Source organism: Salinibacterium sp. GXW1014 (genome assembly GCF_044769865.1).
Lineage (GTDB): Bacteria > Actinomycetota > Actinomycetes > Actinomycetales > Microbacteriaceae > Homoserinimonas.
Genome location: NZ_JBIZWA010000001.1, coordinates 482,056 through 495,582 on the forward strand (window position 1 = coordinate 482,056; position 13,527 = coordinate 495,582).

Consider the following 13,527-nt stretch of genomic DNA (forward strand, 5'->3'; position numbering starts at 1 on the left):
CTCTACGGGGAGCGCGCGGGGTCGACGCTGAGTGGCCGCCGTCATCCGCGACTGTCGGATGCTCGTGACAGACTCGGGTGGTGCCCTCGCCAACGCCTCCCGACGATGCCTGGCGCGGTCGGCTTGAGGCGCTCGTCGGCGGTCAGGCTCAGGCATCCGACGGCCGGGCGATGGCCCTGCAGTTCGAGTTGCGCGAGCTCATCCCGCCGGCCGTACGGCGTTGGGGCGGCGCCGTTGCGCGCACCGTCACGGCGGATGCCGCGATCATCGGCGAGGTGCGTCTCGCGGTGCGACCCGTCGCTCGCAGCACGGCCGGCAACTGGACCCGCGCCGAACTCTCCTGGGCCAACCTTCCCTTCAAGGCGAGCGCAGCCAACCTCGACGAAGCGCACCACGCGTGGTTCTCCCAGTTCGCCGCCCTGCACCGGCCCGTCCGCGACGTCTACACGGGCCGCGACGGCGACTGGCTGCACCTCGACGACTACCAGAGCCCGCTCCTGTGGAACCTGTTGGCGGATGCTGCGGGGCTCGGCATCGCCTTCGTCGGCAGCACGGGCGGCAGCCGCGGCGCGGAGGTGCTGCTCGGGCGCGAGGCCCGCGTCGCGCTCGACGCATCGTCGAACGCCGAGGGGCTGACGCTGGCCCCGCGGGTGGAGTTCGACGGGGAGCAGACCGCCGCGGCATCCGTCGGCGTCATCGCCGACCACGGGCTCTACCGCTTCGAGCTCACGCCACCCCGCTTCGAGCTGGCCCCGCTTGACCGCCCGCTCACGCCCGAGCGGAGGGCGCTGCTGCAGCAGGACGCGATCGTCGTGCCCGCGGCATCCGTCGACCAGGTCGTCGCGGAGCTCGTGCCCGAACTGCAGCGCCGCGTGGGCGTCACGAGCACGGATGCCACGGTCACAGTGCCTGCACCCGCGCCTCCCCCGGCCGCCGAGCGCGACGAGGAGCACCCCGAACCGCCCCAGCTCATCATCAAGACCGTGCCGACGGACCAGCCGGACTGGTTCGACCTCGGCATCATCGTGCGGGTGGGCGAGTATGACATCCCCTTCGGCCCGCTCTTCAAGGCGCTCGCGAAGGGGCAGAAGAAGTTCAAGCTCGTCGACGGCACGCACCTCAAGCTGACCCTGCCTGTCTTCGACCGCCTGCGCGAACTGATCGCTGAGGCGCAGGACATCGAGGAGTGGGAGGTCGAGCCCCGCATCAGCCGCTACCAGGCGAGCCTCTGGGCCGACTTCGAAGACCTCGCGGATGAGACGGATGAGGCGGTCGAGTGGCGGGCCGCCGCACGCGGGCTGCTCGACGCCGCCGAGATCCCGCGGGTGGAGCACGGCCTTGCCGTAACCCTGCGGCCGTACCAGCAGGAGGGTCTCGACTGGCTCGCGTTCCTCCACTCGCACGGCCTGGGCGGCGTGCTCGCCGACGACATGGGACTCGGCAAGACCCTGCAGACGCTCGCGCTCGTCGAGCATGTGCGGCGAACGGCCACGGATGCCGCGGGCACGCGAACCGGCGACGGTGCGGGCCCAGGCACCGGCAACGCGACGGCTTCGGACACCGCCGCGGGCGTGCGCCGCCCCTTCCTCGTCGTCGCCCCCACCTCAGTCGTGTCGAACTGGGTCGCGGAGGCCGAGCGCTGGGCGCCCATGCTGCGCGTGCAGCAGGTCGGCACGACGGGTGCGGAGCTCGACCCCTCGGCCGACATCGTCGTGACCTCCTATGCGCTGTTTCGCCTCGACTTCGCGAACTACCGCGCCGCGACCTGGGCGGGGCTCGTGCTCGACGAGGCGCAGTTCGTCAAGAACCATGCCGCCCTCGTGCACCGTTGCGCCCGCGACATCGTCGCCCCATTCAAGCTCGCCATCACGGGCACCCCCATGGAGAACAACCTCATGGAACTGCGCGCGCTCTTCGCGATCGTCGCGCCCGGGCTCTTCCCCTCAGCCCGGCGCTTCGCGGAGCAATACGTGCGCCCCATCGAGAGCGGGCAGCGCGAGCGCCTCGAGCGCCTGCGCCGCCGCATCCGCCCACTCATGCTTCGCCGCACCAAGGCGCTCGTCGCGGCCGACCTGCCCGAGAAGCAGGAGCAGGTCGTGACGGTCGAGCTGCAGCCCGAACACCGGCACCTCTACGACACGGTGCTGCAGCGCGAGCGCCAGAAGCTCTTCGGACTCATCGACGATGTCGACCGCAACCGCATGATCATCTTCCGCTCGCTGACCCTGCTGCGGATGCTCGCGCTCGACGCCACCCTCATCGACGAGGCCCACGCGGGCGTGCCGTCAAGCAAGCTCGAAGTGCTGCTCGAACAGCTCAAGGAGGCCGCCGCCGAGGGGCACCGCACACTCGTCTTCAGCCAGTTCACGTCCTACCTGCAGGTCGTCGCCGCGGGGTTGGATGCCGCGGGCATCCGCTACTCGTACCTGGACGGGTCGACGCGGCGCCGCCGTGAGGTGATCGACGGCTTCACGGAGGGCGAGGCATCCGTGTTCCTCATCAGCCTCAAGGCCGGCGGCTTCGGCCTGACGCTGACCGAGGCGGACTACGTGTTCCTGCTCGACCCGTGGTGGAACCCGGCCGCCGAGAACCAGGCGATCGACCGCGCCCACCGCATCGGGCAGCAGCGCAACGTCATGGTCTACCGGATGATCGCGGCCGACACGATCGAGGAGAAGGTGCTCGCGCTCTCCCGGCGAAAAGCCGAACTGTTTTCCTCGGTGATGGATGCGGACGGCGTGTTCTCGGAGAAGCTCACGGCAGAGGACATCCGCTGGCTCGTCGAGTAATTGCATGAAAGCTATTGTGCATAGCTAATTAGCTATGTATCGTAGGCGACATGACGACAACGACCTCGACCCAGAAGCTGGTACGGGCCCCACAGGGCGCCATCGCCTACGACGTGCAGGGCGAGGGGCCACTCCTTCTGCTCGTGCCCGGTATGGGCGAGCTACGCTCGAACTACCGGCACATCGTGCCCGCTCTCGTCGCGGCGGGCTTCACGGTCGCGACGACCGACCTGCGAGGGCACGGCGACTCCGACACCGGCTTTGAGAGTTACGGCGACGAGGCGACCGCCGACGACATCACGGCACTCCTGCGCGAACTCGGGCGACCCGCGATCGTCGTCGGCAACTCGATGGCGGCGGGCTCGGCCGTGATCGTCGCGGCCGAGCATCCGGAACTCGTTAGCGGTCTCGTGCTCGTCGGCCCCTTCGTGCGCGACACGGGCGGTGCCGTTTCGAGGATCGCCTTCCGGATGCTGACGGCGCCACTCTGGGTCGCTGCCGTGTGGAAGGGCTACATGCCGACGCTCTACGCGGGCGCGAAGCCCGCCGACTTCGAGGAGTATCGCGAGCGCGCAATCGCGAGCGTGCGGCGGCGGGACTATGCGCGCGCTTTCAGCAAGACGACCCGCACCTCGCACGCCCCCGCCGAGGCGAACCTGCCGGCCGTGACCGCGCCGACGCTCGTTGTGATGGGTGAGAAGGACCCCGACTTCAAAGACCCGCACGCCGAGGCACGGTGGGTCGCGGATGCCCTGCGCGGCGAACTGGTCATGGTGCCGGACGCGGGGCACTACCCACAGGCGCAGCAGCCGCAGATGACCGCGGCGGCGATCGTCGAGTTCGCGCGTGGGGTGAGCGCGCGTGGCTAGGGCCGGCCTCGACTACACGACCGTTGTCGAGCGGGGCGCGCAGCTCCTCGACACTGATCCCGCCAACCTCAGCCTGGCCGCCCTCGCGGAGCAGCTTGGCGTGCGGGCGCCCTCGCTCTACAAGCACGTCGACGGGCTGCCCGCCCTGCAGCGCGGCATCATGCTCCGTGCCAAGCAGGAGTTGGCGGAGGTGCTCGGCCGGGCCACCATGGGCCGCTCGCGCGATGACGCCGTGCGGGCGATGGCGCGGACCTATCGCGCGTGGGCGGTCGAGCATCCGGGGCAGTATCCCCTCACCGTGCGGGCGGATGCCCCCGGCGACGAGGATGACGCGCGCGCCTCGGGGATGCTCGTCGAGATCATCTTCGCCGTGCTGCGGGGCTACAACCTTGAGGGCGACGACGCGGTGGATGCCACCCGGTTCCTGCGCTCGGCCCTGCACGGTTTCATCGCGCTCGAGACCGGCGGCGCGTTCGCGCTCCCCCGCGAGCTCGAACGCAGCTTCGAGAAGCTCACGGACAGTGTGGTGACCGCGCTCGCGACGTGGTGACGTCGCGCCCGCACGTGACTGAACGCGCGAACAGCTGCCGTGTGAGCGGGTGCGGCCACTACCTTCGCATCGCCTCGTGGATGCGCAGGGCCGTCTCTATGCCGAGGGCGTTGGTGCGCGACTCGACGATGTTGCCGGCGTCGATGTAGAGGCCCACCGCGCTGACGATGATGCTCACATTGCCCTTGTTGACGATCACGCCGATGGCGGAGAGCTCGTCGGCCGGGTCAAACTCCGGATTGAGGGAGAGGACGTAGGCGCCGATATCGTCCGCGGGAGCGTACTCGTGTACCAGGCCGGCTGCCTCATTGTCGGCGCGACTGGAGGGGTTCTTCTCGATCGTGACACCGATGCTGATGCCGCCGAATTTGGCGAGGCCAGACAGGTCTTGGTCGACCGTCTGCGGGGTGAGCCAGACGCACGAGAGATCAATCGCGAGTGGCTGTTCGTTGACCCCCTCGTGACCGTCCGGGGACGGGACGAAGTCACCGATCAGGTCTCCCGCACTGGAGGCCACCTCGGCGCAGTCGGGCAGCTCGTCATAGCTGAGCATCTCGGCGCTTGCAGCGGAGCCTGCTTGCTGGCTGTCGTCAACACGCTGTTCCACCGCGGCAATGACTTCCTCTGGAGTGGAGGCGCCGCAGGCGGTGAGGGCGAGGACCAGCGGGACGGCTGCAAGGATGAGGAATCGTTTCGGGGTCACGGTGCACCATTCTGGCGCGACGGATGCCTGCGGCGCCAGCACTGCAGCAGTGCTGGCGCCGCCGACGTTGGTGGCCGTCGAGTCCGCTACCGGGGTCAGACCACCGGGGCTGGCTCCACAAGGCGCGCGACGAGAGTGCGCACCTGGTTGAGTTCGCCCTGGAGTCGTTCGACCTCGGCGCGGACCTGAGCGAGCTCCGCATCGAGGGCGATCTCGTAGCGATCGTCCCGCGGCGGGAGCGCCGCCCGGATGATGTGCGGATAACCGGCATCGAGCGCCAGCCATGCGCCCACCGGGATCGTGCGACCCGTGCGGTTGCGGATGGTGCGGGCACCATCGCTTGTGACCACCCGCAGTGCGGCACCGTCTACGCGGAGTACCCGCGCGGGGATGCTGAACGGAGGGAGTTGTTCTTTGCTCCAGCCCTGGAGGGGGAGCTCGTGCTGACTAGACAATCTGTGTACCTCATCGAATCTGGCGTCGCACGCCGGATGAGGCGCGCGTCTAGTGGGAAGGAGTGGTGTGGGAGGGGACTGGGGCACAGATCTTCGCTTCGGTAATCAATGTCATCCCCTCCTTTCTCTCTTCTTGTGCGGCCTTGGGGAACGGCCGGCGTCGCGATTCGGTTGATTGTGCGGAGCTTGTCGCGAACGCGTGTCAGAACGTCAATTTCGCGGCCCGGAAACGTTAGCGGATGCGCTGGCTGCAACGCAAGCATTCGCTGGAAATTCCTCACCGCGGGCATTGGGGCTCCGATCTTCAGGCCTCGAGGCTACGGGCAGCCACCGACGTTCGGAGGGCCTCGTCGAGTGACGAGAAACGGCCCTTCCCGACGGTCGGGAAGGGCCGTTTCTCTGCCCTCAGCGGGCGGGTCGGGCCGAGCTATGCCGCCGCGAGCGCGCGCTCTCCGCTCACCGAAAGGATGCCATCCGCGACGCTCACCCGCGCCCGGTCACCCTCGGCAAGCGCACCCGTCACGAGCAGCTCGGCGACGCGGTCGTCGAGTTCGCGCTGGATGACGCGGCGCAGCGGCCGGGCTCCGTATTCGGGCTCGTAGCCGGCATCCGCGATCCAGTCGACCGCCTCATCCGAGACCACCAGGGATATGCCCTGCGCCGCGAGCCGCTCCGTCGACCGCGCAAGCTGCAGTCGCACGATGTCGCGCAGCTGCTCGCGGTCGAGCTTCTGGAAGAGCACGATCTCGTCGATGCGGTTGATGAACTCGGGGCGCATCGCCTCGCGCACCTTGCCCATGACGCGAGCCCTGACATCCGTCGCCTGCTCCCCCGGCGCCGCGAAGCCGATCGTTCCGGTGCGGGAGGCGAGGAACTCGCTGCCGAGGTTCGAGGTCATGATGATGACCGTGTTGCGGAAGTCGACCGTGCGGCCCTGCCCATCGGTCAGCCGCCCGTCGTCGAGCACCTGCAGCAGCAGGTTGAAGACGTCGGGGTGGGCCTTCTCGATCTCGTCGAGCAGCACGACCGAGTAGGGGTTGCGGCGCACCTGCTCGGTGAGCTGGCCCGCCTCGTCGTAGCCGACGTAGCCAGGAGGGGCACCGACGAGGCGGGAAACCGTGTGGCGCTCACCGAACTCGCTCATGTCGTAGCGCAGCATCCGCTTCTCGTCGCCGAAGAGCGACTTGGCCAGCGACTTGGCGAGTTCGGTCTTGCCGACACCCGTGGGGCCGAGGAAGAGGAAGCTGCCGACGGGCCGGTTCGGGTCGCCGAGGCCGGTGCGGCTGCGGCGGATCGACTTGGCGATCGCCGTGACGGCGTCGTCCTGTCCGATGACGCGCTCGTGGAGTTCGTCCTCGAGCCGGGCGAGGCGGCTGCGGTCATCCTCGGTGAGGCGCGCGGCGGGGATGCCGGTCGCGCGCGAGATGACCTCCGCGATCTCGCGCTCGGTCACCTCGAGCCCTGCATTTTCGCTGGCGGGGGCCGCCTTGAGCTTCTCGATGCGGTCACGGAGAGCGGATGCATCCTCGTAGCGTTCCTCGGCGACGGCCTGGTTCTTGGCCTCCTCAAGTTCGGCGAGGGTCTGCTCGGGCGCCGCGACGACGCCCGAGCGCAGTCGCATCCGTGCCCCCGCCTGGTCGATCAGGTCGATCGCCTTGTCGGGCAGGAACCGGTCGGTCACGTAGCGGTGCGACAGCTCGACGGCGGCCCGGATGGCCTGGTCGGTGTAGCGCAGGCCGTGGTGCTGCTCGTAGCGCTCGCGCAAGCCCAACAGGATCTGCTCGGCGTCGTCGACGCTCGGCTCGCCCACGTGCACGGGCTGGAAGCGGCGTTCGAGCGCCGGGTCCTTCTCGATGCGGCGATACTCCTTGAGGGTGGTCGCGCCGATCAGGTGCAGCTCGCCGCGGGCGAGGCGGGGCTTGAGGATGTTGCCGGCGTCCATGCCGCCCGCCTCACCGCTACCGCCCGCGCCCACGACCGTGTGCAGTTCGTCGATGAAGACGATCAGGTCGGGGTTCGCGCTGAGCTCGTCCATGACGTTCGTGAGGCGCTCCTCGAAGTCGCCGCGGTAGCGGGTGCCGCTGAGCATGCCGGGGAGGTCGAGGCTCACGACTCGCTTGTTACGCAGCTGCTCGGGCACGGCCCCGTCGACGATCGCCTGGGCAAGGCCGTCGACGATCGCCGTCTTGCCCACGCCCGCCTCACCGATCAGCACGGGGTTGTTCTTGGTGCGACGGGAGAGGATCTCGATGGTCTGCTCGATCTCCTCGCCGCGGCCGATGACCGGGTCGAGGGCACCCTCGCGGGCGCGGGCCGTGAGGTCAATCGAGTACTCGTCGAGGGTGGGCGTCTCGGTGCCCTCGCGGGTCGAACCGCCCTCGCGGGTTGAGCCGCCCTCGCGGGTTGAGCCTGTCGAAACCGCGCCATCCGCCGCCGTCGCCTGCAGCGCTTGCGGCGTGACGCCGTGTTGCCCGAGCACCTGGCCGGCGGGCGCATCCTGGTTGGCGACGAACACCCAGAAGAGGTGCTCGGGGTCGATGTAGGTGGAGCCGAAGGCGCGGGCGGCCTGGTAGGCGTCGAGGAGCGCGCGCTGTGCGGCACCCGTGAGGGACGGGGCATCCGTCGTCTGTTCGCCCTCTGCGGGCAGTCGCTGCTCGAGCGACTTCGCGATCTGCTTGCGGTCGGCGCGCACGGCGCGGAACGCCTCGTGGATGCTGGTTTCGTCGAGCAGCGCACGCAGGATGTGGAGCGAGTCGACCTCGCTGTGGCCGTGCTCGCGGGCGAAGCGGGCGGCGCGACCCATGAGCTCGGTCGTGCGCCGGCTGAGGAAGCGCGTGATGTCAATGGGGCGGCTGGCGGCGCGCTGGCCCTGCAGGAACTGGGCGAGGAATTCATTGAATGCGTCGCCGCCGACGGGTCCGAAGAATGTAGGCAATGTGTCCTCCTGGCTTGAAGTTGAGTGCCTTCGACTCAAGTTTATTCAACGACGCGGGAGAGGAAAAATTCCGCCTCCCGACGACTTTTCTCCGAGGTTCGTGAGACTCGGCACAACTCGGCGACGAGCGGCCGTACGGTGTGCGCGTACGGCGGCGCGCCCACCCGGTGCACCGGAGGACTGATCGAAGGAGGAGCCCACATGGCTGACCTGACCGGCAAGAAGATCGCATTCGTTGCGACGAACGGCTTTGAGGACTCGGAGCTCACCGAACCGTGGAAGGCCGTGAGCGAGGCGGGCGGAACCCCCGTGATGATCTCCCCCGAATCCGGCTCGATCGAGGGCAAGAACGGCCACAAGCAGGCGGTCGACATGTCGACATCGGATGCTTCTGCCGCCGACTTCCACGGACTGGTTCTGCCCGGCGGGGTCGTGAATGGCGACACCATCCGCATGGATGACGCGGCCGTGTCGTTCGTGCGCGAGATTTTCGCGCAGCACAAGCCTGTCGGCGCGATCTGCCACGGTGGCTGGATCCTCGCCGACGCCGACGTACTGAAGGGCCGCAAGCTCACCTCCTATGCGAGCCTCAAGACGGACCTGCGGAATGCGGGCGCCGAGTGGGTCGACGAGGAGGTCGTCGTGGATGCGGGCCTCGTGTCGAGCCGCACCCCCGATGATCTGCCGGCCTTCAACTCGAAGATCGTGGAGGAGTTCGCGGAGGGCAAGCACGAGGGCCAGACCGCGTAGGCCAGGATTGTTCACGAATGCCCCCGCGGGTTGCCTGCGGGGGCATTCGCTTGTTCAGGCGGCTTTCGTTCAGGCGGCGCAGCTGATCAGGTGCCTTCCACGAGCGTGATGAACGCGCTCAACTCGGCGACCCCGTCGGGCGTGGCCGGGAGGTATTCGGTGAGGTGCGGCGAGTGCACGAGGTAGGCGGCCCACTGTGCGCGCGAGATGGCGACGTTGAGGCGGTTGCGCATGAGCAGGAACGACATGCCGCGCGGCACTTCCACCGGCGATGAGGCCGCGAGCGTGACGATCGCGATGACCGCCTCCTGCCCCTGGAACTTGTCGACCGTGCCGACCCGCACATCCCCCAGACCCGCACGAAGCAGCGCCGCATGCACGAGGGCGACCTGCGCGTTGTAGGGCGACACCACGATCACGTCGTCCTGCGTGAGGGGGCGCGGCGTGCCGTCGGTCCATTCGCGTCCGAGCATGTCACGCACGATCTCGACGACGGCGGATGCCTCTTCCACGGAGTCGACCGCGTTGCCCCAGTGGTCGACGGCGATGGGATGGAGACCGGGCTCGATTCCGTCGAGGTGGCGCGCCGCGGCATCCGGATGCGAGTGCAGAGCGCCCGCATAGGAAAGTCGCGAGACGGGCGCGGTGACGGCGGGATGCATGCGGCGGCTGGCGGCGAGGAAGTAGCCGAGTTCGCCGGGCAGCACGTCGTGGCCGTCGCTGATCCAGCCGAGCGCGGAGCCGTCGATGGGTTCCGGGTGGGTGCCCTGGCTCACTTGAGGGAGTTGCTGCGGGTCGCCGAGGAGGAGCAGGTTGCGGGCGGCGACGCTGGAGGCGATCGTGGCGGCGAGCGAGAACTGGCCGGCTTCGTCGATGACGAGGAGGTCGAGCGAGTCGCGCGGGATGCGGGCCGGGTTGGAGAGGTCCCAGGCGGTGCCGCCGATGACGTAGCCGCGGGGGTTGCTCGCCGCGAAGAGCAGCTGCCCGTCTTTGGGGAGGGCGGTAAAGGGGCAGTCGGTGTTGTCTGTCACTTTGCCGACGCGCGAGGCGTCGAGCCCCGCCTTCTCGACGACAGCGCTGAGCACGTTCTCGACGACGGCGTGGGATTGGGCGACGACGCCGATCTTCCAGCCGTGGCGCTGCACGAGTTCCGCGATGACGTGGGAGGCGAGGTAGGTCTTGCCGGTGCCGGGTGGGCCCTGCACGGCGAGGTAGGATTCGTCGAGGTCGAGGCAGGCGGCGGTGACGGCACGGATGTAGTCCTCGTCGCTCGCGTCGGGCAGCATGCCGGAGCGCGTTCGGGGCGGGGTGCGACGCAGGATGTCGACTGCCGCATCCTTCGGCCACGGCCCGCTGCCGTCGGGGCCGCGGGAGTCGACGATGGCCTGTGCCCATTCCTCGATGGCGGGCTTCTGCTGGCCGGCGGGCGGCGGGGTGCCGGGGGTGAGGGCGACGGGGAGCACCGAGTAGGGCTGGCCGTCGGCGCGGAGGGTCTCCTGGATGAGCACGCTGTCGTCGTCCACCTCGAGGAGGGTGATCTGCTTGCAGCTGCGCGCGCCCGGCTCGGCGCCGGGGTTCGTGAAGGGAGCGGGCTGCTCGTAGAGGGCGAACGGGCCGCTCATGCCGCCGGGCTTGACGCTGGAACCGGGAGCCCAGGTGCCGTGGAGCCTGACGATGCGGCGCTCGTTTCGCTGACGACCCTCTCTGTACCAGTCGGTCTCGACGCTGCCGCGGCCCACGACGAAGACGTCGCGGGTGTCGCCCCATTCCTGGATGGGGGCGACGAGCCGACTGAAGTGGCCCCACCAGAAGGTCTTCTGTTCGCGGCGGTGGTAGTCGATCGCGGCGGCGGCGAAGGCGGCGGCGGTCTCGTCGGCGGTGCGTTCGACTGAGGAACCCGCGAGCCGCAGGAGTGCGTCGTGGAGGGGCGAGGGCTCGAGCTCGAGCGGCTCGGTTTCAGAGACCGGAAGGGGTGTGACATCCGCCCCCGTGGCGAGCTCGAGCAGCCAGTCGCGCAGCCGGAGAGTCGAGACGCAGTCGTAGCGGTTGTAGTCGGCGATGTCGTGGAGCTTGCGCTCGTATCCGGCCTGGTCTCCAGAGGAGCGGAGTTCGACGGCGGCGGCGTATTCGACGATCGAGTCGGCCGCGTTGGTGACCCCGTCGGCGTCGCGGAGTTCGTCGCCCATGTAGAGCGGTTCGAGTTTCTTGATCGAGTAGGAGCGGCTGCCGACGCGGAGTGCGCGTGACACGATCGGGTAGAGGTCGACGAGCACGTGCTCCCGCAGGAGTTGGTCGACCTCGGCCTCGCCCACGCCGTGGCGGGCGGCAAGTTGTGCGAGGTGCGTGCGTTCGTAGGACGCGTAGTGGTAGATGTGCATGCCGGGGTCGCGGCGGCGGCGTTCGGCGACATCGGCGAGGAAGGCGCGCAGGGCATGCTTCTCCTCGGCGAAGTCGTGCGCCCAGTAGGCCGTGAACTCTCCCGCGCTGTCGACGTAGCCGAAGAGGTAGTCGAGGCCCCAGCGGGTGCTGTCGCCCTCGGTATAGAGCGGGTCGCCCTCGAAGTCGAAGAAGATGTCGCCGGGGTCGGGGGCGGGAATGGCGGCGAGCGCCTCCCCATCGACCAGGCGGAATGGCGGGGGCCCGGCCTTGCCGCTCCCCTCGATCTGCAGCGCGGCCTGCGCGCGCAGCCCGGCGAGGGTGCGGTCGGCGATGCCTTCGACGGGCCCGGTGGATGCGGCGAGCTCGTCGATCGTGTGGATGCCCGCTGCCGCGAGCCGCTGGTGTTGCGTGACGCGCAGCCCGGCGACGAGCAGCACGTCGCGCGCCGCCTGCACCTCGGCGTCGCACACCTCGCAGCGCCCGCAGATGGCATAGTCGGGGTCGCCCCATTCGACGGCGGATGTCGCGGCCATCCGCTCCCGCACGATCTGGTGCAGCCGCTGGCGTCGCCGCCGATACACGGGCGCGATGTCGGCGACGCTGTGGGGGCTGGTGCGTCCGTCGCCGAGGAGGAGTTCGACGCGATCGGAGACGGGGACGCCGATGCGCTCCATCTGTTCCGTGTAGGCGGCGAGCTGCAGCAACGCGGTCACGCGAGCGCTGCGCGCGAGCTTGGTGTCTTGCACGATGTAGCGGCCGTCGTCGCCGCGCACGATGAAGTCGGCGAAGCCTAGGAAGGCGATCTCGACACCGTCAACCGGTTCATCGCGCTCGTGGAACGTCGCCTGGAACACCACGTCGGCGCCCGCACGGAAGGCCTCGAGGGTGTCGTGCGCCGCGGCATCCAGTTCCGCGGACTCGCGCGCGTTGACCCGCGGAATCTCGACGACCTCATGAGAAAGCTTGTACTCCTCGAGCACACGGCCCTCGTGCTGGTCGCCGAGGGTGCTGGTGCGCTCGAGCATGGCGTCGGGTTCCGGCGCGACACCCTCAATGCGGCCGAGCTTCACGTCGAGCGCGCGCACGAACGCGAACTCACACTTCGACGCCGCCGTCAGGTCACTCGCGCTCGTGTAGACGACGGCATGCCCGTCGTCGGCCGCGCTCAGGAACACGCCTGCGCCAGGGTCTCGGTCATATCGAAACGCTATCGCGAGCCGCCGACACGGGGCACGCCGCCGCCTCGCCCGCCCGGACGAGAAGAAGGGTTGACCATGAACTCCACGAGCAACGACTACCTGCGGCTCACCCGGAGCGTCGACCCCGCCTGGGTCGAGGACTTCGTGTTGGAGCTGCGCCTCCTCGACGTGCCGGGCACCCACATTGGCGACGCCCTCGCACTCGTCGAGAGTCACGTCGCGGAGTCGGGCGAGAGTGCTCAGGATGCCTTCGGCGACGCCCGGGAGTACGCGAAAGAGTCGGCGCGGGGCCAGGTTCCGGATGCCCTCGACTTCTCGTGGATCCTCGGCAGCGTCTTCGGCCTGATCGGCATGCTGCTCACGATCTTCGGGGTGCAGGCGTGGTGCTTCGACAGCGGCGTGTTCGAGCTGAGCGTCGGCACGCTCGTGCTGATCGTGATGGTGCTCGTGGCGGTCACCTTCCTGCACTTCCGCTCGACGCAGGTCATCCGGTTCGTCGTGCGACGCACCTGGGTCGCGATCGCGATCTTCACCATGTGGTCGGTGGCGATGCTGGGCGCGCTCCTGCTGTTCCCGGCGATCGTCGCACAGATCCCGGCCGCGATCGTCACCGTGCTGGGTGTCGCGTCGCTCGCCCTCGGCAGCGTGCTCGAGTGGCGCAGCAAGAGCGCGGGCCAGCTCGAGGACCCCATCGTCGGCCCCGGCGAGAAGCCCCAGGCCGGCATGACGTGGTTCAGTCGCGTGACGATCCTGCTGTTCCCGATCCTCACGGTCGTGATGCTCGCCTTCGGCATGCTGCTCAACGCGATCGCGTGAACGAAAGGGTGACGGATGTCGCGGCATCCGTCACCCTCGCGCGTCTCCGCGCATAGGCCGCCGAGTCCGGGAGAATGGGCGG

The 13,527-nt window shown here is 69.0% G+C and carries 9 protein-coding genes; 5 read left to right on the top strand and 4 right to left on the bottom strand.

What is annotated here, in order from left to right; genetic code table 11:
- The first annotated feature begins 80 nt into the window (after window positions 1-80).
- The 3 genes from ACIQK7_RS02320 to ACIQK7_RS02330 are packed head-to-tail and all read left to right on the top strand — an operon-like array spanning window position 81 to window position 4,208.
- The gene (locus ACIQK7_RS02320) at window positions 81-2,789 is read left to right on the top strand and encodes a DEAD/DEAH box helicase (RefSeq protein ID WP_403020847.1); all 2,709 of its coding nucleotides are present in this window, start codon (window positions 81-83) and stop codon (window positions 2,787-2,789) included.
- A 50-nt stretch (window positions 2,790-2,839) separates the two neighbouring features.
- Window positions 2,840-3,658, top strand: a complete 819-nt coding sequence (locus tag ACIQK7_RS02325; protein WP_403020849.1) for an alpha/beta fold hydrolase — start codon at window positions 2,840-2,842, stop codon at window positions 3,656-3,658.
- Window positions 3,651-4,208: a TetR-like C-terminal domain-containing protein gene (locus ACIQK7_RS02330; RefSeq protein WP_403020852.1), complete on the top strand. Its 558-nt coding sequence runs from the start codon at window positions 3,651-3,653 to the stop codon at window positions 4,206-4,208. Before ACIQK7_RS02325 ends, ACIQK7_RS02330 begins: the two co-directional genes overlap by 8 nt.
- 58 nt (window positions 4,209-4,266) lie before the next feature.
- On the opposite strand, the gene ACIQK7_RS02335 is transcribed toward ACIQK7_RS02330, so the two are convergent.
- The 3 genes from ACIQK7_RS02335 to ACIQK7_RS02345 form a co-directional block, all read right to left on the bottom strand.
- The gene (locus ACIQK7_RS02335) at window positions 4,267-4,911 is read right to left on the bottom strand and encodes a hypothetical protein (protein ID WP_403020855.1); all 645 of its coding nucleotides are present in this window, start codon (window positions 4,909-4,911) and stop codon (window positions 4,267-4,269) included.
- 95 nt (window positions 4,912-5,006) lie between these two features.
- Window positions 5,007-5,366: a hypothetical protein gene (locus tag ACIQK7_RS02340; protein ID WP_403020858.1), complete on the bottom strand. Its 360-nt coding sequence runs from the start codon at window positions 5,364-5,366 to the stop codon at window positions 5,007-5,009.
- A gap of 427 nt (window positions 5,367-5,793) precedes the next feature.
- Entirely contained in the window at window positions 5,794-8,301 is a 2,508-nt protein-coding gene (locus ACIQK7_RS02345; protein ID WP_403020861.1) for an ATP-dependent Clp protease ATP-binding subunit, read from the bottom strand.
- A gap of 201 nt (window positions 8,302-8,502) precedes the next feature.
- Between ACIQK7_RS02345 and ACIQK7_RS02350 the strand changes: the two genes are divergently transcribed.
- Complete coding sequence (locus ACIQK7_RS02350) at window positions 8,503-9,051, top strand: type 1 glutamine amidotransferase domain-containing protein (protein WP_403020864.1); 549 nt, start codon at window positions 8,503-8,505, stop codon at window positions 9,049-9,051.
- A gap of 86 nt (window positions 9,052-9,137) precedes the next feature.
- Here ACIQK7_RS02350 and ACIQK7_RS02355 read toward each other — a convergent pair whose 3' ends face one another.
- On the bottom strand, window positions 9,138-12,605 hold the full coding sequence (locus ACIQK7_RS02355; RefSeq protein ID WP_403020867.1) for a TM0106 family RecB-like putative nuclease: 3,468 nt from the start codon (window positions 12,603-12,605) through the stop codon (window positions 9,138-9,140).
- Between the two features lie 99 nt (window positions 12,606-12,704).
- On the opposite strand from ACIQK7_RS02355, the gene ACIQK7_RS02360 reads away from it, so the two are divergent.
- A complete protein-coding gene (locus ACIQK7_RS02360; RefSeq protein WP_403020869.1) occupies window positions 12,705-13,445 on the top strand; it encodes a hypothetical protein in 741 nt (246 codons plus the stop codon).
- Window positions 13,446-13,527 lie beyond the last annotated feature (82 nt).